Origin of the sequence: Perlabentimonas gracilis (assembly GCF_011174675.1) — a bacterium.
Taxonomy (GTDB): Bacteria; Bacteroidota; Bacteroidia; order Bacteroidales; family Tenuifilaceae; genus Perlabentimonas; species Perlabentimonas gracilis.
The window spans coordinates 118,438-144,580 of record NZ_JAANIG010000005.1; the positions used below are offsets into that span (position 1 = coordinate 118,438).

The 26,143-nt window shown below is 42.8% G+C and carries 20 protein-coding genes; 12 read left to right on the plus strand and 8 right to left on the minus strand.

Translation table 11 applies throughout. From position 1 onward, the window contains the following. Positions 1 to 4: 4 nt before the first annotated feature. Positions 5 to 577 carry a rubrerythrin gene (gene rbr / locus G8O23_RS03925; protein WP_166361974.1) on the plus strand — a complete coding sequence of 191 codons (573 nt, stop codon included), beginning with the start codon at positions 5 to 7 and terminating at the stop codon, positions 575 to 577. 69 nt (positions 578 to 646) lie between these two features. Here the strand turns inward: rbr and G8O23_RS03930 are convergent, their stop codons facing one another. Next, complete coding sequence (locus G8O23_RS03930) at positions 647 to 1,249, minus strand: thioredoxin family protein (RefSeq protein ID WP_166361976.1); 603 nt, start codon at positions 1,247 to 1,249, stop codon at positions 647 to 649. A gap of 28 nt (positions 1,250 to 1,277) precedes the next feature. Continuing rightward, positions 1,278 to 1,802, minus strand: a complete 525-nt coding sequence (locus tag G8O23_RS03935) for a TlpA family protein disulfide reductase (protein ID WP_166361978.1) — start codon at positions 1,800 to 1,802, stop codon at positions 1,278 to 1,280. A gap of 156 nt (positions 1,803 to 1,958) precedes the next feature. On the opposite strand from G8O23_RS03935, the gene G8O23_RS03940 reads away from it, so the two are divergent. The 11 genes from G8O23_RS03940 to G8O23_RS03990 all read left to right on the plus strand — a co-directional run bounded on the left by G8O23_RS03940 (position 1,959) and on the right by G8O23_RS03990 (position 13,477). Continuing rightward, positions 1,959 to 4,076 (plus strand): S9 family peptidase, encoded by a 2,118-nt coding sequence (locus tag G8O23_RS03940; protein WP_166361980.1) that lies wholly within the window; start codon positions 1,959 to 1,961, stop codon positions 4,074 to 4,076. Positions 4,077 to 4,208: 132 nt separating this feature from the next. Further along, a complete protein-coding gene (locus G8O23_RS03945; protein WP_166361982.1) occupies positions 4,209 to 4,637 on the plus strand; it encodes an arsenate reductase/protein-tyrosine-phosphatase family protein in 429 nt (142 codons plus the stop codon). A gap of 8 nt (positions 4,638 to 4,645) precedes the next feature. Further along, the gene (locus tag G8O23_RS03950; protein ID WP_166361984.1) at positions 4,646 to 5,056 is read left to right on the plus strand and encodes a secondary thiamine-phosphate synthase enzyme YjbQ; all 411 of its coding nucleotides are present in this window, start codon (positions 4,646 to 4,648) and stop codon (positions 5,054 to 5,056) included. Between the two features lie 217 nt (positions 5,057 to 5,273). Continuing rightward, on the plus strand, positions 5,274 to 6,881 hold the full coding sequence (locus tag G8O23_RS03955) for a thiamine pyrophosphate-dependent enzyme (protein WP_166361986.1): 1,608 nt from the start codon (positions 5,274 to 5,276) through the stop codon (positions 6,879 to 6,881). A 26-nt stretch (positions 6,882 to 6,907) separates the two neighbouring features. Then, on the plus strand, positions 6,908 to 7,489 hold the full coding sequence (locus G8O23_RS03960) for an indolepyruvate oxidoreductase subunit beta (protein ID WP_166361988.1): 582 nt from the start codon (positions 6,908 to 6,910) through the stop codon (positions 7,487 to 7,489). Between the two features lie 504 nt (positions 7,490 to 7,993). Then, a complete protein-coding gene (locus G8O23_RS03965) occupies positions 7,994 to 9,394 on the plus strand; it encodes a tetratricopeptide repeat protein (RefSeq protein ID WP_166361990.1) in 1,401 nt (466 codons plus the stop codon). Between the two features lie 32 nt (positions 9,395 to 9,426). Next, positions 9,427 to 10,185, plus strand: a complete 759-nt coding sequence (locus tag G8O23_RS03970) for a phosphosulfolactate synthase (protein WP_166361992.1) — start codon at positions 9,427 to 9,429, stop codon at positions 10,183 to 10,185. 27 nt (positions 10,186 to 10,212) lie between these two features. Then, positions 10,213 to 11,154, plus strand: a complete 942-nt coding sequence (locus G8O23_RS03975; protein WP_219932404.1) for a DUF368 domain-containing protein — start codon at positions 10,213 to 10,215, stop codon at positions 11,152 to 11,154. A gap of 17 nt (positions 11,155 to 11,171) precedes the next feature. Beyond that, positions 11,172 to 11,660, plus strand: a complete 489-nt coding sequence (locus G8O23_RS03980; protein ID WP_166361994.1) for a hypothetical protein — start codon at positions 11,172 to 11,174, stop codon at positions 11,658 to 11,660. A gap of 28 nt (positions 11,661 to 11,688) precedes the next feature. Then, positions 11,689 to 12,504 (plus strand): DUF3108 domain-containing protein, encoded by an 816-nt coding sequence (locus G8O23_RS03985; RefSeq protein WP_166361996.1) that lies wholly within the window; start codon positions 11,689 to 11,691, stop codon positions 12,502 to 12,504. A gap of 49 nt (positions 12,505 to 12,553) precedes the next feature. Next, positions 12,554 to 13,477: a DUF6263 family protein gene (locus G8O23_RS03990; protein ID WP_166361998.1), complete on the plus strand. Its 924-nt coding sequence runs from the start codon at positions 12,554 to 12,556 to the stop codon at positions 13,475 to 13,477. Between the two features lie 57 nt (positions 13,478 to 13,534). Here G8O23_RS03990 and G8O23_RS03995 read toward each other — a convergent pair whose 3' ends face one another. The 6 genes from G8O23_RS03995 to G8O23_RS04020 all read right to left on the minus strand — a co-directional run bounded on the left by G8O23_RS03995 (position 13,535) and on the right by G8O23_RS04020 (position 25,979). Then, positions 13,535 to 14,653, minus strand: coding sequence for an acyloxyacyl hydrolase (locus G8O23_RS03995; RefSeq protein ID WP_166362000.1), 1,119 nt, complete (start codon positions 14,651 to 14,653; stop codon positions 13,535 to 13,537). Positions 14,654 to 15,082: 429 nt separating this feature from the next. After that, entirely contained in the window at positions 15,083 to 17,896 is a 2,814-nt protein-coding gene (locus G8O23_RS04000) for an alpha-amylase family glycosyl hydrolase (RefSeq protein ID WP_166362002.1), read from the minus strand. Positions 17,897 to 17,906: 10 nt separating this feature from the next. Continuing rightward, entirely contained in the window at positions 17,907 to 19,757 is a 1,851-nt protein-coding gene (locus tag G8O23_RS04005; RefSeq protein ID WP_166362004.1) for a glycoside hydrolase family 13 protein, read from the minus strand. A gap of 76 nt (positions 19,758 to 19,833) precedes the next feature. Next, entirely contained in the window at positions 19,834 to 21,282 is a 1,449-nt protein-coding gene (locus G8O23_RS04010) for a SusE domain-containing protein (protein ID WP_166362006.1), read from the minus strand. A 55-nt stretch (positions 21,283 to 21,337) separates the two neighbouring features. Beyond that, positions 21,338 to 22,960 carry a RagB/SusD family nutrient uptake outer membrane protein gene (locus G8O23_RS04015; protein ID WP_166362008.1) on the minus strand — a complete coding sequence of 541 codons (1,623 nt, stop codon included), beginning with the start codon at positions 22,958 to 22,960 and terminating at the stop codon, positions 21,338 to 21,340. Positions 22,961 to 22,979: 19 nt separating this feature from the next. Next, a complete protein-coding gene (locus G8O23_RS04020; protein WP_166362010.1) occupies positions 22,980 to 25,979 on the minus strand; it encodes a SusC/RagA family TonB-linked outer membrane protein in 3,000 nt (999 codons plus the stop codon). Between the last annotated feature and the right edge of the window lie 164 nt (positions 25,980 to 26,143).

The window sequence follows — 26,143 nt, forward strand, 5'->3', positions numbered from 1 at the left end:
CGATATGAGTATTAAAGGAACTGAAACTGAAAAGAACCTGCTGAAAGCTTTTGCAGGGGAGTCGCAAGCTAAAAATAGATACACCTATTTTGCAAAGGTGGCCAAGAAAGAGGGCTATGAGCAGATTGCCGAGCTGTTTATGCAAACGGCAATGCAAGAGGAACAGCATGCTAAAGTGTTCTTCGGGTTTTTGGAAGGTGGAATGGTTGAGATCACCGCATCGTACCCTGCTGGTGTAATTGGTACAACAGCCGAAAACCTAAAGGCTGCGGCTATGGGTGAGCATGAGGAGTGGGCCGACCTATACCCCGTATTTGCCGAGATTGCTGAAAAGGAAGGGTTTAAGAAGGTTGCCACGGCATTTAAAATGATTGCTAAGGTTGAGAAGGAGCACGAGGAGCGCTACCTTAAGCTGCTAAAGAATATTGAGGAGAATAAGGTGTTTGAGAAGGACGAGGAGGTTGTTTGGATGTGTCGTAAGTGCGGATATCATCACAAGGGAAAAAAAGCCCTTAAGAATTGTCCTGCATGTCAGCACCCCACGGAGTACTTCGAGGTATTGGCCGAGAATTACTAGCTTTAAGATACTTACCAAAAAGCGAGGCTGCCAATGTTGGCAGCCTCGCTTTTTGTATTTAACTGGTTGCTACTTCTTTACCTTAATGGTACATCCAATGGCCTTGGTTTCGGTAACGCTAGGCTTTTTACCCTCGAGCAATGCATCAATTGCATCGGCCAAGTAGGTTTCGGTTACCTGCGAGGCATCGCGATAGTTATTGTCAATGGCACCAATATACTCAACAATTAGTTCCTTCCCCTTTTTGCTCAGAAGGTATACATGGGGTGTGCGGGTTGCACCGTACACTGGGTAAATTTTCTGACCTTTATCGAACAGGTATGCAAATGGGAAACCCTTCTCGTTGGCCCTCTCAATCATCTTATCGTAGCTATCCTGTGGTTGAACTTCAGGATCGTTCGGATTGATAGCAATTACGGGAAAACCTTTGGGAGCATACTTGTTGTGGAGTTCAATCATCCTATCCTCGTAGGCTACCACGTAGGGGCAGTGATTGCATGAAAAGATTACAACAAAACCCTTGGCGTTGGTGTAGTCGGCCATCGACACCATTTTTCCGTCCACATTTTTAAGGCTAAAGTCAATAGCCTTGTCGCCAATTTTATAGCCTTGGCCTAATGCTGTGGTTGCTGCTAGAGCAATCATTGAAATGAATAAAAAAACTTTTTTCATAGCGATATTTGTTTTGGTTAGTTGCCAGTTAAAAATCGAAGGACGTAACAGCATCCTTTAGCTCCTGATAGGTAAATTCCTGCTCAAAGAACTTGCGTTGGTGCCTGTTGTAAATTAACGTTGCCGGTATTGAACCGCTCCAGCTAGGGTCAACCTGATTGATCCATCGGTTGGCATCGGGGTCATCAAGCATCATAATCTTCGATTGTATTTTATTCTTCTCCACAAAGGGGAGCAACCTATTCTCGTAATGATTGGGGAAATCGAGGTTAATAAGGATAACCTTTAGCTTGCTATCAGCAAATTCGGCTGCAATCTGCTCAAAGTATGGTATCTCCTTAACGCAAGGAGCGCACCATGTTGCCCAAAAGTTCACAACGTAAAGGGTGTCCGTTTCTTTGTGAAGTAGAGGTTTTACTCCCTCAAAATCAACAATAGCAATTGGGGCTTTACATGATTTTTCATTGTCTGCTTCACTCTTTCCGTTACTCTGATTCGTACCACATGATATGGTAAAAATTGCTAATGTAAGTACAACTAAAATTATTCGCATTTTATTGAGAATATGAAGTATAACAACTGTTTAGTGTAAAAATACAACATAACAACAAAATGTCAATAATTATGTTTAAATCTTAACTGTTTTTATAATACCTTTGATTAGATATAATTACACAAACTACCTAAATTACCTTAATCTATTAGCCCTATGATATCAAAAGTTAACACACTCATTCTCACTGTAATGATTGGAACACAACTACTTGTTGGCTGTAAGTCGCAACAAACACCTCCAGTAGCCACCAAAGTGCCTCATGAGCTGGTGATGCATAACGACACTCGTATTGACCCTTACTACTGGATGAACCAGCGCGATAGCGAAGAGGTGATAGAGTACCTTAACCAGGAGAATGCCTATACCGAGGCCGTGATGAAGGGTACTGAAAAACTTCAGGAAGCACTATTCCAAGAGATTAAGGGTCGTATTAAGGAGCAGGACGAATCGGTTCCCTACTTCGAGAATGGGTACTACTATTACTCCCGTTACGATGAGGGTAAGGAGTACCCCATCTACTGTCGTAAGAAGGAGAGCCAGGATGCCCCCGAAGAGGTTATGCTCGATGTGAACCAAATGGCCGAGGGCTATGCTTACTACTCTGTGGTGGGGGTTAACGTATCGCCAAACAATAAAATTGTTGCATTTGGAGTCGACACCGTAAGCCGTAGACAGTATACAATCTATTTTAAAGATCTAGAAACTGGCGAGCTGCTCAATAGTAAAATTCCCAATACAACAGGGGGGATTGCCTGGGCCAACGATAACACTACGGTTTTTTACACGATAATTGACGAGGCTCTTCGTCCGCATCAAATTTATAGGCATAGCGTAAGCGATGAGGGTAGCGAAAATGATGCCCTGGTTTACGAAGAGAATGATGAGACCTTCCGTGCATTTGTTTACAAATCAAAATCGAAAGAGTATATTATGTTTGGTTCGGGTAGCACGCTTAGCACCGAGTTCAGCTACCTAAGTGCAAATAATCCATTGGGTAAGCCTAAGGTTATTCAGCCCCGTGAAAAGGGTTTGGAGTACTCAGTAACCCATTACGGAAACAAGTTTTATGTCATCACAAACCTCGATGCCAAAAACTTTAGGTTGATGGAAACACCCGTTACTCGTACCGAGAAAAAGAATTGGAAAGAGGTGATACCCCACAGGACCGATGTGCTTTTATCGGGCATTGAGGTTTTCAAAAACTTTTTAGTAATTGACGAGCGCAAGGATGGGCTTAAGCAGCTGCGAATTATAGATCAGCAAACCCGTAAGGAGCACTACCTTAACTTTGGCGAGGAGGTGTATAGCGCCTGGATATCCATAAACCCAGAGTACGACACCCCACTGCTTCGCTATGCGTATACCTCTATGACCACACCTTTCTCAACCTACGATTACAATATGGCCACTGGAGAAAAAATACTGCTGAAGCAAACCGAGGTTGTGGGAGACTTTTCTCCAGAAAACTACGAAACCAAGCGTCACTGGGTGGAGGCACGCGATGGTAAAAAGATACCAATCTCGGTGGTGTACCGAAAAGGAGTTCAACAGGATGGACAAAACCCTGCGTTGATCTACGGTTATGGCTCCTATGGCGCATCCATGGATCCCTACTTCAGCTCGGCGCGCTTAAGCCTGCTCGACAGGGGTTTTGTTTACGTTATTGCCCACATCAGGGGAGGTGAGGAACTCGGTCGCGAGTGGTACGAGGATGGCAAGTTGCTTAAGAAGATGAATACCTTCACCGATTTTATCGATTGCTCACAATTCCTTGTAGATAGTAAGTATACCAACCCCGATAAGCTCTTTGCTATGGGTGGCAGTGCAGGTGGATTGCTAATGGGCGCCGTGGCCAACCTTCGCCCCGATTTGTACAAGGGGATGATTGCACAGGTTCCCTTTGTTGATGTTGTAACCACTATGCTAGACACATCAATTCCTCTAACCACCGGCGAGTACGACGAGTGGGGAAATCCCAACGATGAGGAGTACTACCACTACATGAAGTCATACTCTCCTTACGATCAGGTAACGGCGCAAGATTATCCTAATATGCTGGTAACAACAGGCTATCACGACTCGCAGGTGCAGTACTTTGAACCAGCCAAGTGGGTTGCCAAGCTGCGCGACACCAAAACCGACGATAATATCCTGCTGTTTAAAACAGATATGGATGCAGGCCATGGTGGAGCCTCTGGACGCTTTAAATCGCTCCGCGATGTGGCTTTCGAGTACGCATTTATGCTATACCTACTGGGCATTAATAGCTAGATGTATATAGTAAATTCACCAGCCAAGGCCTTTAGACCCTGGCTGGTTTTTTTATGCCATTTTTTAAGCATATGTTTTGCCTTTTCCAATTTTTCATTACATTTATCAATACTAAAACAATATTTACACGATATGAAGAGAATACTGGTTGTGTCGCAGCGTAATTCGTGCCGGTCGCAAATGGCCGAGGGGTGGTTAAGCTACTATGGTAAAGGCGAGGTGATTGTCGATAGCGCAGGAGTAATACCAACGGAGCTCGATATGTTTGCCGCAAATGCCATGACCGAGGCCATTATCGATATAAGTGCTTACAAAGCCAAAGGTATTCCTCAGGTTAGCGACAATGAGTATAGGTACGTATTGGTTTTATCCTCAGATATTAAGCAGGTTCTCCCTGTATTTAAAGGAAACCCACGGGTTTACGAGTATCCATTCCCCGATGTGGCTGGGCTTGAAATAGAGAAGGAGGAGGAGAAGAAAAAAGCCTACGCCGAGCTGCGCGATGAGCTGGAAAACTTCTGCTTCGATTTTATCCATCAAAAAATTAAACCCCTAATGTAGACTGTTCCATGGTACAACAGGTGAACATTAAGTTGCCTCCATTTCCCCGAGGCTTCCATCTGGTTACTCACCTGGTTGAGCAACAACTTCCCACCCTGCCCAACGCTGGGGTTTTGCATCTTTTTATACAGCACACCTCGGCTGGGATTACCATTAACGAGAATGCTGACCCTACCGTTCGTGACGATTTCAACGAGTTTTTCAACAGGCTGGTGCAAGAGCGGCAACCCTGGTTCAAACACAACTACGAGGGCGATGATGATATGCCCGCTCACCTAAAAGCATCACTCGTTGGTTTTAATGTTACCATACCAATAATCAATGGAGCGCTCAACTTGGGAACCTGGCAAGGCATATACCTTTGTGAGTTCCGAAACAGGGGTGGTGTGCGCAGGATAATTGCTAGTATTGTAACGTAAGGATTATGATGTTTGACTTACTTTTTGCAGCTCCGTCTGACATAGCGTAAAATCGTATGTTGTAAAACTGTTGCTCGTATGTTACAAAATTTAGCTTAAATCGGAGGTCTGGTTGTGATTGTTCGAAATATGTCATACTTTTGCTTTCAATATTTTTGATAATTTGATATTTTTTGAAAAAACAATAACTTCCCATTTGATACAAAAATAAATTGGTATGGATAAACTTCTTTTACTAGGCGACGAGGCAATTGCTCAGGGCGCCATCGATGGAGGCCTTTCGGGTGTATACGCATATCCCGGTACCCCATCAACCGAAATTATGGAGTACGTGCAGGCTTCGAAGCAGGCTGCCGAGCTTGGAATTCATCGTGAGTGGTCGGCCAACGAAAAAACTGCTATGGAATCGGCCATTGGAATGTCCTACGCTGGCAAGCGTGCGCTGGTTTGCTTTAAGCATGTGGGCCTAAACGTTGCTGCCGATGCGTTTATTAATGCATCTATCACTGGTGTAAACGGTGGGTTGGTTGTGCTTTGCGCCGACGATCCCTCGATGCACTCATCGCAGAATGAGCAGGATTCAAGGTTCTACGCAAAGTTTGCCATGATTCCAATCCTTGAGCCATCCAACCAGCAGGAGGCTTACGATATGACCTACTCGGCTTTTGAACTATCCGAGAGGCTTAATGTCCCTGTAATGCTTCGCATAACTACCCGTTTGGCCCACTCAAGGTCGGGTGTTGGTCGCAAAGAGGTAAAGGCTCAAAATGGTATGCGTTTACCTTCCGATCCGAGGCAATTCGTTTTGCTACCTGCCATTGCAAGGGTAAACTACAAGAAGCTGCTTAATACGCAACCCTTAATGGATAGTTTGGCCGAAGAGTCTCAGTTCAACACTTTATCCAAAGGGAAAAACAACAAGCTGGGGATTATTGCTGCAGGTATTGCCTATAACTACCTTATGGAGAACATTGCTGAGGGCGACTACTCAGTGCTTAAACTATCGCAGTATCCCATTCCGCCCAAGCAGGTGCGTGAGCTATACGAGCAGTGCGACGAGCTGCTGATTCTTGAGGATGGTTACCCAATTATTGAAGAAATGATCAAAGGTTTCCTTAACCTAGGCAAGCCAATTCATGGTCGTTTGGATGGAACAGTACCCCGTGATGGTGAATTGAACCCTGCTATAGTTGCCAAAGCTCTTGGCTTGGAGGTGTACGAAGGCATGCCAATTCCTGAAGTTGTAAAAAAACGTCCACCATCACTTTGCTTGGGTTGCGGACACCGCGATGTGTATATTGCCCTTAACGAGGCGCTCGAGGAGTACGGAACAGGACGGGTTTTTGCCGACATTGGATGCTATACCCTTGGCGCTTTAGCACCTTTCAATGCTATCAACTCATGTGTTGATATGGGCGCATCAATTACTATGGCCAAAGGAGCAGCCGATGCTGGTCTTGTTCCTGCCGTTGCCGTAATTGGCGACTCAACTTTTACCCACAGCGGTATGACCGGCCTGCTCGACGCTGTTAACGAGAATTCTCCCATCACCGTTATCATCTCCGATAACTCAACCACCGGAATGACAGGAGGACAAACATCATCGGCATTTGGACGCATAGTTGAGATTTGTAAAGGTATTGGCGTTGACCCTGAGCATATCCACGTGATGAACCCGCTGAAGAAGTTCCATGAGGAGAATGTTCAGATCATGAAAAAGGAGCTTTCATACCAAGGCGTATCGGTTCTAATTCCTCAGCGTGAATGTATCCAAACATTTGCACGCAGGAAGAAGGCAGAAAAAAAATCCGCTGGCAAAAACTAATCGGTTCACAGATAAAAAGCATAAATATGAAAACAGACATAATACTTGCAGGCGTTGGAGGCCAAGGAATTCTATCCATTGCGGCGGGCATAGGGTTAGCTGCTGTTAAAACTGGGCTATACATCAAGCAAGCCGAGGTTCATGGTATGAGCCAGCGTGGAGGCGATGTGCAGTCGCACCTAAGAATTTCCGACCAGCCCATCTCTTCGGATCTAATTCCACAGGGCAAGGCCCATTTAATCCTTTCGGTTGAACCCATGGAGGGGTTACGTTACCTTCCATTCCTTAGTAAGGATGGCTGGTTGGTAACTAACATTACCCCATTCAATAATATTACCGATTACCCCGAAGTGGATGCTATTCTGAAGGAGATTAAGAAGATACCAAACCACATTGCACTCGATGCCGATGCCATTGCCAAGGAGGCCGGTTCTTCAAGATCCTCTAACATTGTAATGCTGGGCGCAGCATCACCATTCATCGATATTGAATTTGATAAGCTAGAGGATGGCATACGCCAGTTGTTTGGCCGCAAGGGCAAGGAGGTTGTTGAGGTAAACCTTAAGGCTCTTCGTGCTGGCCGCGAGTTTTCGCAGAAAAACAGGTAGTAAGATTTTCTAGCACATATTACCCTAATGCACGGATTACACGGTTGCTAAACCGCTGTAGTCCGTGTTTTTTTAATCACAGATTAGTCATTAGGAGTTCTGCGAGCTAATGGCTTAGCTGGGTTTAACCCTCCCGATGAATCGGAACAAGCTGATTTAGAAAAACTAAAATTGTTAGCATTTATGATTACAATTTTTTTGTTTTTATTCATCAGTTTGTCAAATTAACACCCATATAATCAATGCATAAACTGTGTCTTTTTCTAAGGCGGTCAATAGAAAAAGAATCGCTAATGACAACCGGAGCGAAGCGTAGCTCAGCGTTAGCTAAATTTAGGTTAATAAGTTGACAACTATCACCTTATTGCAAAAGGAAGGTAAAAGCCAGTAGGCATAAGGGTATTGTTGATATGTTTTACCCTTTGTTAATATAATTTAATTCACATACTTACTTATTGCTTGCAATATTTAGTAAATTCGCCGCGTAAAGGAGCGTAACTGCATATGAAAGAAGACAGCGAATTTTATTACAACCCCGAGGAGGCCATGGAGATTGTGCAGAAGTATGAGGATATGCTTCGTCACAACCGTAGTTTTTTCTTCGACGTTGTAGATTTTGAAAATATAATCGATTACTACATAAGTTCCGACGACTCGCAACGGGCATCGGAGGCCGTGGATATTGCATACAATATGCATCCATACTCTTCCGAAATTCAGATGAAAAAGGCGGAACTGCTGGTGCTCGATAAAAAGTACGCCGAGGCTCTCGATATACTTAAAGTACTTGTAAAAATTGAACCCGAGAACAGCGAGATCCACTACCTAAAGGGGCAGTCACATCTAGCGCTGGGCGATCAAAAGAGTGCTCATGAGTCATTTTGGTATGCTACCAATTCGTACTCAGAAGATAAAGTGGATCTTCTTTACCGCATTGCATCCCTTTATCAGGATATTGATGAGGATAACTACGCCTTACGCTACCTATTGTATGCTCATAGCCTAAACAGGCGAGCACTTGGTGTTCTTTTTGAACTAGGTTTTTGCTACGAGCGCTTGGGCGATCTGCAGAAAAGCGAAGAGTATTACAACTTATATCTCGATATTAACCCATTCTCAACTAGTGTATGGTACAACCTGGGCATTGTTCATACCCGAAAGGGTGAATTTGCCAAGGCGCTCGAGGCTTACGACTTTGCTTTGGCTGTCGACCCAGTAAATGCATCGGCTTTACACAATCAGGCCAATACGTACGCTACTATTGAGAAGTATGCCGAAGCTGCCGAATCGTTTGTCGAGCTGCTTAAGTATGAACCCGAAAACCCTAGGATATTCGCCTCAATTGGTGAGTGCTTTGAGAAGCTTGGACAGTTCGATAAAGCATTTGAGATGTACCACAAGTGCCTTGAGTTTGATGCAGACTACGCCGACGCCTACTTTGGAATGGGCGTGGCTCACCTGAAGCAGGAACAACTTACCCAGGCGCTTGACAGCATGAAGAAAACCATATCGATTGAACCCGATAACTATGACTACTGGTTGGGGCTGGCCAAGGTGCTTTTTGAGATGGGATCGGACAAGGAGGCCATGGAAGCATACCGTGAGGCTTCCAGCCTTAATCCCGATGAGCCCGACGCCTACATCGGTATTGCCGAACTTCTGCTTTTTGAGGAGAAGTTTGTTTCGGTGGAAGAGTTATACCACGAGGTAAACGAAAAATTTTCTGATAATTCAGCGCTTAAGGTGTTGTATGCTGCAGCACTCTATTTGCAGCGCAAATCAAAGTTAGCCCTAACAGTGCTTAAGCAGGCAAAGAAACTTAACGTGTTTGCAGTTGATGAGTTTTTTGCCGTTGTTTCAATTATCGACGACCCAAAATTTCTACAGCAGCTAAAATCAATTTAGCCTTTATTTCTTTAACCTAAAGTACCTGAAAAATGTTAAAATCAATTCCTAATCTGCCCAGCCGGGAAGAGAAACCCCGTACCAAAGGTTTAACCATGGTAATGGACAAAGGGTTGAGCCAACGCGAGTTGGAAGATATGGTAAGCGTGGCCGGCGAATACATCGATATGGTCAAGTTTGGCTTTGGAACAGCATTGGTAACCCCAAATATTGCCCAAAAAATATCCTTTCTGCAGCAGAACGGAATTAAGCCCTACCTTGGTGGTACCCTTTTTGAAGCCTACATTGCCCGTAACATGTTCGACGATTATCAAAAGCTTCTTAATAAGCTCGGCCTCGAAATGGCCGAGGTATCTGATGGAACCCTTGAGATGCATCATGATATTAAGTGCGACTACATTAGCAGGCTGGCCAAGCAGGTAACTGTTATTTCGGAAGTTGGATCAAAGCAGGCTGGCGTTGTTATTCCCAATAGCGATTGGGTGAGCATGATGAAGAGCGAGCTCGAAGCAGGCTCATGGAAGGTTATTGCCGAAGCCCGCGAGGGTGGAAACATAGGGATTTACAAGTCGGATCATTCTGCCAACACCGAGCTAATTGACGATATTATGCAGAACCTTAGTATGGACGATGTGCTTTGGGAGGCTCCTCTTAAAAACCAGCAGGCTTGGTTTATCAACCTGCTAGGAGCCAACGTAAACCTTGGAAACATTGCACCCAACGAGGTAATTGCTCTTGAGTCGTTACGACTTGGCCTTAGGGGCGATACCTTCTTTCAGTATCTTAAGTAGGCGTTGCTGCTTTTACCTATCATTACTATGAATCATACAATTTTAAATCACATCATCTATGCCCTTAAGGGTATGGGGATGGGGGCTGCTAACGTAATCCCAGGTGTTTCGGGAGGTACCGTTGCTCTTATTACCGGAGTATTTGAGCGGATAATCAATGCCATTAAGTCGTTCGATGGCAAAGCCATTAATCTCTTCTTTAAAGGGCGATTTAAGGAGCTACTTGCTCATGTCGATTTTTTCTTTCTGCTTGCCCTTGGCGGTGGAATGATTATTAGCATTGTTAGCTTAGCTCGTATACTAAAGTTTCTTTTTGCTACCTACCCCATTTTTATTTGGGCATTTTTCTTCGGACTTATTTTAGCCTCTATATACTACGTGGGTAAGACAATCACGAAATGGAGCCTTAGCGTTGTTGTTTCGTTTATTTTTGGCTCAGCCATTGCCGTTTGGATTACATTCATGAATCCTGCAACACAAAACGATTCGTTCTTATACCTTATGGTATGTGGAGTGGTTGCGGTTTGTAGTATGATTCTACCTGGTCTTTCCGGATCGTTTGTGCTAATTCTTATGGGAAACTACGAGCTGGTTATGATTGATGCTGTAAACGAGGGAAATATTAGCGTGCTGGGGCCGGTTGTTTTGGGCGGTGTGGTTGGTATAATTACGCTTTCGCATCTGCTCTCATGGGTGTATAAAAGATTTAAGGATCAAACCATCTCCACCCTAACTGGGTTCATACTGGGCTCTCTTAGCATCCTTTGGCCATGGAAAAATGAAATACATAGGATGGATGAGGTTGGCAATCTATTGCTGAAGGATGGAGAGCCAATAGTGCAGGGGTACGATATGTTTATTCCCCATGCTCTAAATTCCGAAGTTGTTATTGCAATATTTTTAGCAATTGCTGGTTATTTGGTTATTGCCCTAATGGAGCGAATAGCCAATGTTAAGCCCAATGATTAACCCTAATATTACCTAGTATGAAAAAGTACACATTGTTTTTTGTAATGTCTATATTGATTTTCGGTAGCTGTTCAGTTACCGATAGGGCGATGCAAACCCCAAATTATCACATTGAGTTTTATAAGTCCGATTTCGAATACTCTCCACAGGTTACAGCCGAGGCAACTATGGTTAGGGTTTTGGGGATTGATTGGTCAAGGCTTTTCAATTGGAATTCAGCCACCATTTCAAATTCCAATGAGTTCTCATCGCCAAATCTAGATGTTTCAGTGGGCACAACCGTGTTGGTCGACCCCATAGTGGGTGTAGTATCAGCAATAATTCCTGTGCTAGGCGATCAGGTGAAGGGTGGGGTTCGGTCGTATGCCCTTTACAATTTAATGGCCGAAAATCCGGGATACGACGTGGTGGTTTATCCTCAGTACGAAGTAAAAAAGTACATAGTTCCAATTTTTTACTCCAAACGAACGGCTAAGGTAACAGCGCGTTTAGCAAAAATTAAATAGTAATTTTGGTGTCACTCAATTTGTAATAATGTTTAGGAAGTTATTCGCTTTTTATTTACTACTAGCTACTGCAGGAGGTACGGCCACAGGTCAAAACTGTACGGTTAAGCAGATCAACTTTAAGAGTGGAGAGAAGGTTACCTACAGAGCGGTTTACAATTGGGGTTTTATATGGGTAAATGCTGGCGATGTAGAGTTTCTTGTTCGTGATACCACATACATGCAGCAATCGGCGCTTCACCTTGTATCAAGAGGATGGAGCCTTAAAAAGTACGATTGGTTCTACAAGGTGCGCGACAGGTTCGAGTCCATTGTGCATCCTAAAACACTACAACCCTACTGGTTTGAGCGCGATACCTACGAGGGTGGTTTTGAGGCTTACAATCGGTACATATATAAACGTGATGAGGGTATCCTCGATATTATAAGCCATACTTCCGATAGGCCCTATAAGCGCGACTTGCTTCCCCTTAAAGACTGTACGTTCGATGTGGTTAGCGCCATATACTACTGCCGCACATTGGATTTCGACAAGTACAAAAAGGGTGATAAAATTCCAATCACTATGGCTATCGACGATGAGGTGTTCGATCTTTTCCTCAGGTATAAGGGTAAGGAGCGGCTTAAAATTCGCGATGGCACAGTTTTTAACACTATTCGCTTCTCGGCATTGCTTGTTGAGGGCACCATTTTTAAAGGCGGAGAGGATCTTGAGGTGTGGGTTACCGACGACGACAATAGGGTGCCCGTGTTGGTTGAGGCAAAGATCCTTGTGGGCTCGGTAAAAGCTGTGCTTACTGGTATGGAGGGATTAAAGCATCCCGTAACTTCAATTGTAAAATAGTAACCCTAGAATAATTTTCTTAATATTCCACTAATCTAAACCCTAAAAAATGAAGAAGTATTTCAAATCAGTGCAGGTACTTGCCCTGCTAGTGGCATTTACTATGCCTCTTGGACTTTTTGCATCGGATATCACCCTAAGGCTGAATTTTGACAAAGGGGCTGATGTTAAGTACAGCTCTGTAACAAAGCAAGTGATAACCCAAACCGTAAGCGGTATGCAGCAGGTGATTAATCAGGATCAGACCTTTGAGTTTACCGTAAGCCCCAAGGGTAAGGAGGCTAACGGTAATTTTAAAGCAGCCATTACCTTCAACCGCATTGCTGTTGATATGAAGATGCAGGGAATGGAGATGTCCTTCGATTCTGACGATGACTCGGGCAGTGCTGCGGCAAATCCTCAGTTCCTCGTTTTTAAAGCCATGGTGGGTAAAAGTGTTATGGCATTAGTATCGCCCATGGGCGAGGTGTTAGAGGTTAATGGCGTTGACGAAATGCGGAGTCAAATGATTAACGAGGTGGGTGGTGGTGCTCAGGCCGAGCAAACCATTGGTGCTGCCATAAATGACGAGGCTATTAAGCAGATGTTTGCTGGCGCTTTTGTTGCTTTTCCCGAAAAAGCAATTAGAACTAGCAGCAGCTGGACCGAGAATAAATCAATAGAGAATCAGTTCACGCTTAATACTATCAACAACTACACAGTTCTCTCGCTTAGCAACAATGAGGTTAAGCTAACCCTTTCGGCTACCATGTCTACCGTTCCTGGCAATAAAAGCAACATGATGGGAATGGAAGTTACTTATAACCTATTTGGAACCACATCGGGTACAATAACGCTTAATCCCAAAACCGGAATGATTAGCGAATCGGTAATGGATCAAAATATCAACGGCAGTATTGCCGGTGATATGATGGGCCAAAAGCTCGATATTCCTATGGCTATTACCTCAAAAACAACCGTAAAGCAGTTGTAGTATTAAAATTTATCGATTTTTTAAGGGGGATTTGCCGAGGCAAGTTCCCCTTTTTCGTTAGGGAAATACTTTTACTGCCAATCCCAGCTCAATGTAATCGGCAAGGTTCCAGTGTGTTTTCAGCGCTAGATGTGCCCACAGCCTAGGAGTTAGTTGGTAGCGTAACCCAACCCGTTGGTAAACCCACTGGTTTCTGATATCTCTGCTGAGGTTATGGTAGTATCCTCCAAAATGTAGGATAAGCGATAGCCGGTCGAGAATGATTTCGGCATTTGCTGCCACGCCTAGCTTGGCTAGCTCCCAGTCCGATTTGTATGCAACATTATTTCTTTCTAGAATGGCTCCGTGCGATTGGTCGCACATATAATCAAGTGAAGCACCGACTCTAAAAAGCGAAGACCATAATGGGTAGCTATATTCAATTGAACCTGAAGCAACATTGTACTTTGGGCCACCATAATCCAGAGCTTCTTTGTAAAAACCAGAAAATGTTAGTAATAACCTATTTTTAATGTCATCTTGTTGAGGTAGCCCATTATGTTCCATTTTGCTAATAATACCGCCATACCGTACTCCAACCGACATAAGCATGTAGTTTAATCCATAGTTAGGCTTTTTAACACTACCATTGGAGAAGTGAACCAAATGACCCCCTCCATAGAACCCTAGATTTGGACTTGCCTGATAGTTTACCCTTAGGCCCAAATCCACATAAACATTAATATGGGTAGATATGGCCGTGTTGAGGCTGTTGTGTAGGGGATGGTATATTTTAGGCATAAACCCAATGCCTGCTCCAGCATAGAAATCGGATGAGAATCGTTTGGTTTGCCTTACTACAGGAACGGCAATGAATGGCGATAATACATGCGAATTTCCCAGTGTATTGCTATGGCCTAAGTCCATTAACATATACGAAACGCCAACCGCTGGAAAGCGATATACGCTTTGCCATAGTTTGTCCCCACTGGTGTTCTGTATTAATGATACTCTTATTGCTTGTGCAGGTGATTGCTTAAGAGCGGCCATTTCGGGGTGATGATACTGTAGATAACCCCAGTAAAAGTCGAATGATAAGGCCTGATTGTTGAATGGTTCTGTGGGCTCAGGAATAATTGCCCAACCTCGGAAACTCAATATTAGTATGGTTAATATGATGGCGTAAAGACGTTGCATTGCAATTATTGCTTGTTGAGCTAAGGTAAACTTTTCTTCAATAAAAAAGGTTCTACCACGACTTTAATGGGTCGCTCATATACATTAAAATATTGTGTGTTTCAATATAAAGCAAAACCTTAGCAGTTCAATATTATCGGTGCGCTGCACCTGCTTTTTTCATTACAAGAGTTTCTTTTTACAAATATCATCGGTACTACGCACCTATACATTTTTGAACCATTTAAACATTAGCTGCAGAGCACCTGCCTGATGGCAGTCAGGGCGTAAATACTTGTAAAAAAGTTAAACAAATCCAACGGAGTAAGGTGCAGCGCACCGATAATATTATAACTACGTTAAGAATCTTCCATTAAAGTCGTGGTAGAACCATAAAAAAAGCAGTCGAAGTATATGACTGCTTTTATAGAGGGTATTTTATCTTTTTGATTATTGAATAAGCACTCGTTTTGCTACCCTATTACTCGATGTATTTACAACAACAAAGTAAATTCCACTTCGGATACCGTTTGGCCTATTCCATACCAGCGTGTTTTCACCTTGCAAAATGTTTCCTTGGTGAATTGTGGATAGTAGCCTGCCACTTATGTCGTAGAGTTTTATATCAACCTTTTCTGGCTTCTCAGAGTAAATGGACACATTCAGCTGGCTACTGGCTGGATTTGGCCATAGGTTTATGTCCATGGGTTTACCTATATTCTCAATAATGGGAGCATCCACAATGTAGTCTCCTCTGTTTATAGGTGATGTAGTGTAAATCCGATACTCGCTGGGCGCCATACTGAATGTTTGGCTTATATTGGTTATATCAACTTCGGTTTGGGTATAGTACTCGTGCCACTGGCCTGTATTGGGAAACGATACCGAAATATCCCTTCGCGTAACATCAAAGTTACCCACTATAACCACATTCATATCCTCATGCATAAGCGTAATTCTTTTGCCGGCGCCTGCTAACGAAACCGAGAAGTTATCGGTTGTAAATGCTGGGTAATCCTTACGCAGGGCAATAAGTTCGGCCCAAGTGCTGTATAAACTTCGTCTTCCTCCATCTTCAAAATATTCCCATCGAATGGGCTTTCTTCCGGTTCTGCCGTTCTGATCAATGGGAACCTCATAGCCTAGCTCACCGAACTGCCATATCATTTTTGGCCCGGGGATAGTGAAAAAGAAAACCCCAGCTAGCTTTTGTCGTGTAATTCCTACCCCCAATGTTTTAACATCATGGTACTGATTGCTGCTATTACCATAGGTAAGATTTTTGTACATCATCCTCTCCTCATCGTGGCTCTCCATATAGCCCACCAGATGTGGATAGTTGTAGCCCCTTTGCTTGTATGATACTTGATTGAAGTTGGATGTTGATAACCAACCCATACTGGCCTCAGAGTAGGCGTGGTTCATATTGCCCCAAATAAGCATTCCTTTGCCCTCAGAGGCTTTATACTCAGCTAGCTCACGTTCCTCAGTGTTGTCAGTAAAATGCTCAAGGATTACGTATGCGTTTGGATTTACTTCCCAGATGTAGTCGGCATAGCTTTTCAGTATGCCAATGCGTTGCTCGTCGTAGTCGGAGCCTTGGTTGCCTGTTTGGTCATTGGTAAATCCTTTGGTAAAATCGAATCGGAATCCATCTACCTTAAATTCGGTTAGCCAGAATTCGTTTACCCTATTCACAAAATCGATGGTGTAGGGGCTCTGGTGATCAAAATCGTATCCCCAGCACCAGGGCTCATGTGGACAAGTTTGGTTATACCATGGGTTATCGGCAGTTGGCTTTACGCCATCGAAATACATTTGAACCAATGGCGACTGGCTAAAGGAGTGGTTAAGCACCATATCAATAATAACCGCCATGCCGCGCTTATGGCACTCGTCGATAAACTTTTTGTAGTTGTTTTTAGTGCCGTAGGCCTTGTCGGTGGCAAAGTAAAAGCTTGGGTTGTATCCCCAGCTGTCGTTACCTTCAAACTCGTTGATGGGCATTAGCTCAATGGCGTTTACGCCAAGGGTTTCGAGGTAATCGAGCTTGTCGAGAACAGTTATGATGTAATCGTCATCAACAAAATCGCGGATATGTAGCTCGTAAATAATCAGTTCACCCTTGGGTGGAGCAACAAAATCGGTTACTTCCCACTGGTACTCTTCGGGTGCAATTTGAAGAACCGAAGCAATTCCCGTGGTTTTTCCCTCGGGATAGCTAATTAGGTTGGGATAGGTTTTGTTGCTAATATACTTGTCCCAATGATCGCTCACCTTCTCGGTGTAAGGATCAGCTAGCTTAATCTCCCCATCTATCCAGTACTGATAGATATACTCCTTTGCAGGCTCTAAGCCTGTTATAGTTAACCAGTGGTGCTTACCGTCGGGGGTGCGGTTCATTAAGTAAGTTTCGTCGAGTAGCCAATCGCTAAAATCGCCAATGGCGAAAACAAACTCCTTTTTGGCCGGGGGATCGTGTAGCACAAGGGTTACCTCATCGTTTCCGGTTATGTTAATGCCAGGTATAACTCCCTCCGGTAGGCTGGCTACGGGCACATCGCCACCAAGTACATAGAAGTAGCTTGAATCGGCTACTTCTTCAGTTCCGTCGGTGGCTACAGCCTTTACCCATTGCAACCCGTGGTTGCTAATGGTGTGGGTATATTCAATTTGGTTGGTAGATGAGGTGGATACCTCGTTACCATCAATAAAGAGTGAAATACTTGTTGAGTTATTTGCCTGAACATCAACAGTAACATTGCTCCCAAATGCATAGAAAGGTTTTTCCTTATCGGGGGATTTTATCTTTACCGATAAACCCTCTTCCACAACATCTAAATAGATATCGGAACCCCCAGTAGCCCTGCCCGTTTTAGTACCATCTGTATTTCTAAAAACAAAAGCGAGTTTTTCAATAGTTTCATTTTCAGGAACACCATAGAATTCCCTTATGTTGGGGCTTAAGCTAAGAGTGTAAATGTTTTCGCTAGTTTTGGTTAACTTTGCCTTTTCCAAGTTGACGTTCCATGCGGCAATGACATATCTCCAGTCTGATAGATCAGTGCTTTTATTGGTGATAACGCCGGTATGAGCGTAAACATCGTCACCTGAATAGTCCTTTAGCCCACCGTTTCCTTGATCGGCATGGAAAGTAATAATCACAGCATCCGAAGACGTTGGAAGGGCAGGTTCTGAAGTTATTTGACTGAAACCTAGCAACGTTAGTGAGGTAAATAGTAGAGATGTAATGTGTCTTTTCATACGCATTAATTTATTGTATGATACTCGTTGGTATAAGAAGCATCGCAGTTAAGGGGTCAAGGGTAATAGCACTACCTTTTACAGTTTCTCCTGTAATAAGATTAAGGAATCCCGAGTTCTTGTCAATTGGAAAATCAACAGGATATGTTTCTAGATTGAAAAGCACGTATAGGGTATCTGTTTCATTAAATCTTTTATAAGCAAGTGTTTTGCCATTGGCTATTATGAATTCAATATCTCCGTTAGATAAAACTTGATTGTTTTTTCTGATTTCGATTAACTTCTTGTAGTAGCCAAACATCTCGTTATTAAATTTTACCTCATCAACTGCCTTGTCGTGGGGTGTAACACCATACCTTGTTTCTGGTTCAAATGAAAAATCTGACCACCAGAGTGGCTTTCGACAATCGGGGTCATCGGCTCCCCACATTCCCATTTCCTCACCGTTCCAAATATGTGGTGCCCCAGGAATAGTGAATTGGTGAAGTAGGTATAGCATTACTCTTTGGTAAGTGTCACTATCGGGTTTTCCTGCTATGTAGTGTGGATTATCGTTCAATTTCACACCGTATTTATATTTACTTGGGTTGGCAAAGCATGTTAGTAAGCGAGGAGAATCATGTGTTGTAGCTGTGTTCATCATCGCATTTCGGAACTCTCTACCAACCCTTCCCCATTGAAAATTGAGGCTATCAACAAGTTGTTGGGCGTCAATCTCAAAATCGGATTTGGAAAAGAAATATTTTGCTGGTCTATAGGCTTGGTAGAACATCACGGCATCAAACACATCGCCCTTAAGGTATGGAGTAGGATCCATTAATGTGTTAGGCCAATTCTCCCACCATATCTCCCCAACAAGGTACGCTTCAGGTTTAATATGCTTTACAAGTTGTCGGTATTCTCTCCAAAAGCCCAGAGGGATATGATCTGCTACATCTAAGCGGAAACCATCAATACCCTTTGAAGCATCACCATTGGGAGCTAACCAGCGTTTTGTTACCTCAAATATATGGTCTTTAATTTCTGGATGAAGATTTCCTTCAAAGTAACTACCATGCCTCATATTCCCCACAACATCAATTTTCTTAAACTCAGGTAGACTTTTTATATTGAGCCATCCCTTATAATCAAATTCGTTATTCTGTGTTTCGGGATTGTTGAAAGATATAATCTCGTACCAATCCATATTTTTTGAGTTGGTTTGGTTATTTACAAGATCTTTCCATGCCCAGAATTCAACCCCAGTGTGATTCCATGAGTAATCGAGAACAACCCTAATGCCTCTATTTCGCAGTTCCTCAACCAGCTTAAGAAACATCCGGTCGGCAGCTGTCCATTTCCATGTGTTGGGGTTGTTTGGATCCTCAGATCGTATAATTTTCATATCTCCTTCTGGGTCTGGACCAAAATTCACATCAATGTGGTGGTAGTTTCTTGCGTCGTATTTATGTAGCGAAGGGGCATCGTTGAGAGGATTAAAATATATAGCTGTAATGCCAAGATCTGAGAGGTAGTCTAGATTGTCAAATATGCCTTGGAGATCCCCTCCGTATCTTCTGAGCTGAAGACGAGCATAGAAATCCATTCCAAGATCTTTTGCCCAATCATCTTCCTTATACCAGTTTTGCTCCCAGGGCGTAATATGCCAATTTGAGGGAATATCAAAAAAATCCGATTCGGCAAATATAGTTTCTGGGGTTGGGTCGTTAGAAGGGTCTCCATTTCTAAATCTCTCAACAAAAATTTGATACCAAACAACATCTTGAGCCCATTCTGGAGGCAAGCTATGGGCTATATTATCAGTAGAGCTAGTACATGAGGCTAGATAGACAAGACTTGCAAGGAGTATTATTTTTCTCATCCTTTTTATTTTAGTGAAAAGGTTGCCCTGCGCTTGACAAGGCAACCTTTTAAGATTATAAATTAGAAGCGAAGGGTTAATACATCGTAATCCACTTCTCCTCAACGTCAATTGTTATGGTGTACGTACCTGCTGGTCCTTTGAACCAAAGATTTTCATCGCCGTCCTCACGGTCGGGTTGAAAAGCATTCTCCAAATACTGTTCAGGTACCGAGGTGAAGAATGGGAAGTTGTAACCATCACCCCAATCTTGCTGCTTAAGGAAGCGGAAGCGATCTACCTCAAATTCTGTAGTTACTCTATATCTGTTTGGAGCAATATTTATCATAGCTAGAGCATTGGCTGCATCCCATCCTACTTCAGTAACTGCAGCTCCAACCAAATAAATATGGGTTCCATCATCGGAGTATGGTAGGTCGAGTTCAACGGTTTTTTTCTCAACATCCACTGTTATCACATAGGTGCCAGGAGTTCCCTTGAACCAGAGGTTCTCGTCTCCATCCTCACGGTCAGGTTGAAGGGCATTCTCTAGCATACTGTTAACATAACCGGTGAAATATGGGAAGTTGTAACCATCACCCCAATCTTGTTGTTTAAGGAATCTGAATCGATCGTTTTCAAGTTCAACAGTAGCCCTATATACATAAGGTGCGATATTAACCAACTCTTGTGCATTAGCAGCATCCCATCCCACTGCGGGTACAGCAGCACCTACAATATATATGCGAGTTCCATCATCAACTGTGCCGTCATCAGAAGCAGGAGTCATTGTGATAGTTTTTGCACCAAGGTCAACTGTGATAATATAACTTCCAAGTTCTCCTTTAAACCAAAGATTATCATCTCCATCCTCACGATCCGGTTGACGAGCATTCTCAAAGTACTCTTCAGGCACTGAAGTGAAGTAGGGGAAATTGTATGATATAGGATTCCAATCTTTTTGACCAAAGAAACGGAAACGCTCATTTGTGAAGGTTGTTGTTGTACGGTAAGTGTCGGGAGCAATATTTACCATCTCAACTGCTTCGTCAGGATTCCAACCAGCAGGAACCGCAGCGCCAATCATATATATCCGTGTTCCGTCATCGGTTGTGCCATCTGCAGCAATCTTGTATGGTATGACTTTGATCGTTAGGCTTTCCGATGCCAAGGTTAAACTAGTGGAATTAACTAGTGCAACAACTTTTATGAATGCGTCAGCTTCTTCAAGAGGTTCGAATCCAAGAGCAAGTAAAGCTCTATTAAGGTTGACAACAGTTGTCGAAAATATCCCGTCTTGCTTGTTGAAAGAGGCATCGATTGTACTAGCCTCAGTGAAAGTTGACTCGCCAGACACCTCTAGTTTATATTCAGTTGCAACAGTAGTTGAGAATTGAGCTAGACTAATCTCAAAGACAATGTTATCACTAGCATTAGCAGCCAGCAGTTCAAATTGGGTGTTAGCGGCTGGACTTGTTATAGCTGGTGGTGTTGATTCCTCGAGGTCGAGAATATTTTTCAGGTCGTGCTCACATGCCGAAAGCATGAAGAGACCTACAAGTGCTAATATTATAAACTTATACTTTTTCATGTTCGTTCAATTAGTTGGTGTATTGGTCGTTTTGAATTAGATTAGGATTGGCGCTAAGTTCTGCCGACGGAATTGGGAACAAGTTTCTGTAGGTCTCGGTAGCTCTTCCTTCCTTAACGTTTCCTTTCCAAGTCCAGATGTAATCGCCACCTGTTAACTTTCCGAAGCGAATTAGGTCGGTTCTGCGATGTGCTTCCCAGTATAACTCACGAGTCCTTTCATCAAGAATGAAGTCAAGAGTTAACTCAGCATCTACTATCCTGTTGGTAGTATTCTCAAATGCCCTGTCGCGAAGTTCATTAATATAATTAAGAGCAATCGCTCTACTGCCACCTTGTCCTCCCCTTAGCACAGCTTCAGCATACATTAGATATGCATCGGCAAGACGAAACATAGGAAAGTCTGTGCTAGCAAAATCACCTTGTTGGTTAGGAGCATCGTCACCAGTTGAGGTTAAGTTTGTGAATTTTGTTACCCCAATCCCATGGTTGAAAGTTCCTACATTTTCAATTTCCCATTTCCAACTTTTATCTGGGTTAAACCAGAAATGCGCTCGTTTATCTGCTCTGGCAGTGAATGCAGGGTCTGCTGGGGTGAAGTCGCTTTCTTGTATTCCAAATGTTTCAACAAGATTGCTTATGGTTCTAATTCCGCCCCAAGCACCCACTCCATTGGATGGCATATCGCTTCCCCTAGCAGCGTTAAGAATAAATGTCATTCCACCATAACCTTGTATGTGAGTGGCATCAAAAGCAATAGGGAAAATGATTTCTGGACTATTATTGTTGTCTGAACAAAACATTCTCTTGTAGTTGGGATCAATGCTGTAACCGCCCTCTGTTAACACCTTATTTAGGTAGGTTAGCGCCTCAGTGTATTTAGGTACTCCTATATAAACTTCTGCATTTAAATAGAGTTTGCTCAGTAGCATCCATGCTGCAACTCTATCAACTCTTGCATATTCATTTGCTTGAGGTTGTGCAAGTAGATCTTCAATCTCCATAAGTTCTTCTTCAATGTAGTTAAAAAGATCAGATCGTGTTATGCGTTCAGGGAAGAATGCGCCGGGTTTATCATCATCAGTAACAAAGGTCACATTTCCAAACATATCAATTGCATGCCAGTAGGACAAAGCCCGAAGGAAACGAGCTTCAGCTTGATATAGGCCTAGATCTGTAAGGAATTGTTCTGAGGCTTTATCTTGGGCATCATCAGTAGCTCTAATAAATTCGTTGGCTAATGATATAGCATAGTAGATTCTTGAATACATAGCTGCTATAAACACATCATTGGGCGACCAAGTATGCCAATGGAAATCCTTAATAGTAGCATCATCCCAAGCCATAATAGTTTCATCAGTAGGGAGTTGTTGTAGTCCCCAGTACTGACGAAGATAGTTACCAAAGTTCATATCTATACCAATGATATCAGGGGTTCCGTCGGATTGACCACTAACAGCATAGGTTGCGTATATACGAGCCAATGCCTGCTTGTAGGAGTATTCATCTTTGAAAACATTGGTCGAAGTTGCCTCGTTTGGATCTATTGGCTCTACATCCAAATCTTTCATGCAAGCTGTGAATGTGGTGGTTACAGCAATTGCAAGGATTAATAAATACTTTATTTTTTTCATACTAAAAAAGTTTTAGCAATTAAAAGTTAAAATTCAAACTCAACATAAAGACACGAGGTCTTGGGTATATGTTGTTGTCAATACCCCCGTCTACTTCAGGATCTAGACCAGTGTATTTAGTAATTACAAATGCATTCTGAACCGTTACAGCAATTCTACCATTTAGTTTCTCTGCCATAAGATTGTTAAATGTGTAACCGAGTGTTATGTTGTCCATTCTAAAGAATGATGCATCCTCAAGGTAAAAACTGGACCAGTACTGTGCAGTAGTGAATTGAGAGCGGGTCACGGCAGTTGGTATATTGGAAAGATACCCAGATTGGTTATAAATGTTTTGATATAGAGCTCGATTTGAAGCATTATTGTTATATACATCATTTCCAATACTCAAGCGTCCCGCAAATGAGAAGTCAAACTCCTTGTACCTGAGATCAGAGGAGATACCAATTAAGAAATCAGGTGTTGGTGTACCCAAAAAGAACTTGTTGTCATTGTTCCCAGAAACATTGCCTCCAAGGCCTGTCTTGTCAATGTAAAGACCTTCAATAGGCATTCCATTGGTGTCGTATACTTGCTCGAAAAGTAAAAATGTGTTTGATGCTTGATTCACCGTATTCCACATCACCCTATTTCCAACACCGCCAGCTATATCACCCAATGCATATCCTGCTGAAGGATCGTCAAAACGGGAAAGCGAAGTGATAGTGTTTTTATTTGCAGAGAAGTTTGTTCCGATTACCCAACTCAAATCAACGTTTGATACAACTCGATAGTTGAGTGACAATTCAATACCTTGGTTCTCAAGTGAACCAACATTAGTTGTGAGGAAATTAGAGAAGTTTGTTCCAGCAGCAATGGGAACTTCAGCGATAAGATCCTTAGTCTCCCTATGGTACACATCAAATGAACCAGTGAAACGATTGTTGAATAATCCAAAATCAAGACCGATATTATAGGTTGTAGTTTCCTCCCACTTAAGATCAGGGTCATAGGGGTTTGGTCTTAGAGTTGAAATATATTCATCACCAAACTGATAGTGGAATCCCAACTCGCTCTCACGATAAACAGGAATGTAAGGGTAGTACCCTCCAGGGATATCCTGTTGTCCCGTGATACCATAACCTAACCTTAACTTCAATTCACTTATCTCTGAAATTGATGAAAGGAAAGCTTCTTCATTGATTTTCCAGGCAAGGGCTGCTGCGGGGAATAAACCCCAGCGATTCTCCTTACTAAATCTAGATGAACCATCGTTACGCAAAGTTGCTGTAACCAGATAACGATCGAGCAACGAGTAATTTAATCTACCAAAGAATGAAACGAGGAAGTTCTCGTTTTTGTAAGATGTACTTCTTGCGCCAATGTACTCACCATTGGTTGCTTCCCAAGGACGATTGGATCTTTCCCCTGAACGATAGAAGTGTTGCCAACCGTAACCAACGGTTGCATCAATCCGATGTATGCCGATTTCATTGTTGTAGTTTAGGTATAAGTCTAACAGTTTGTTTCTGCGAAGATCAGAGTAGTTCTGAACATTTGATGCAGGCTCCCTAGTTGCCCATGAGGCTCTTAGGTCAGTGTTATTATGCCCCTCGCTTTCAGAGAATTCCAAGCCAGTATTCAAATTTACCCTTAGCTCGGGGAGGAATGGCATTGTGTAGTCAAGTTGTATGTTACCAATGGCAGACTGAACCATAGACTTATTATCCCGATAAGAAATCCTTGCCAAAGGGTTGTGCGTGGCAATATTGATAGCATCGCCATTAAGTTGATCGGTTTCGCCGAGTTCAATCCATGTGAAGTAGCCACCGTAGCGGGTGTTATCATTGTAAATAGGCTGGGTTGGATCGAATTCAAAGGCTGAGTAGATAGCGTCAGTGTTTGAGAAATTGTTCCTAATGTCCATCCCCTTCATATTAACTGTAACCTTAAGGCTATTATCAAAGAAAGTAGGAGTAGTATTAAGAGAAATGGTGGTTCTGTTTAATCCAGATTCTTGCAGTAGACCATTTTCAATGGTGTGACCAACAGAGGCACGATAAGGAACCCCTGCATAGCCTCCATATAGACTTACACTATGGTCCGTGGATACTGAATTTCTGTAGATCTGGTTCTGCCAATCTGTATTAGAATCTCCAAGTCGATCTACTGCAACTGTTGAAAGCCCATGGTTATCAACCCTGTCCTGAACTAGTTCCCTAAACTCGTCCCCATTAAATAAATCATGGTATTTCATCATTTGACCAAGGGAAACATTGCCAGAGTAACTTACATTTAGGCCATCCTTAATCCCTTTTTTTGTGGTGATTATGATAACACCATTCGATGCACGAGAACCGTATATTGCAGTTGCAGAGGCATCTTTTAGTATTGTCATAGACTCGATATCATTGGGATTGATCGTCGATAGTTGGTTAGCTAAACCTGCCACACCACTATTATCTACAGGGAACCCATCAATAACGACAAGGGGGTCGTTGGATGCTCGTAGTGATGAGCCCCCCCTTATTCTAATGGTTGAACTAGCACCTGGTTCTCCACTCTTTGAAGTGATAAGCACACCAGGGATCTTACCTGTGATTAACCCTTGAGGGGAACTTATGGCTCCCTTGTTGAAGTCATCTGCTCCAATAACATTAACCGACCCTGTAGCGTCGCTCTTCCTTATTACACCATAACCAATAACCACTACTTCATCAAGGGTTTCAATTGCTTGAACCATGGACATATTAATGGTTGTCCTGCCATTTACCGCCATTTCAACTGTTTCGTATCCAATATACGAGAATACTAGTGTAGCGGTAGGCTCTACATTTATTGTGTAGTTACCAAGTGCGTCGGTAGTAGTCCCTAAGCTTGTGCCCTTTACTACCACGGTTACACCAATAAGACCTGAACCATCTAAGGCATCAGTAACTTTACCCGTTACGTTTTGTGTTTGCGCCCAAGCCGTATGTTGGGAGAATGCAAGCAGCAATAAAAGCGTAACACATTTAAAAACAGTACTCTTCTGTTTCATATTCAAATTAGTTTGATTTGATAATTAATTAAAGGTTTGGCTACTCTTAAAAATTCCAAAATCTTTCACAATTAACAAAAAATTAACATTGAGTACCTATAGATACAACTTTAAAAACCTTAAAATCACTGCAATCGTTAACGCAAACGAGTGTGCAAACGTTT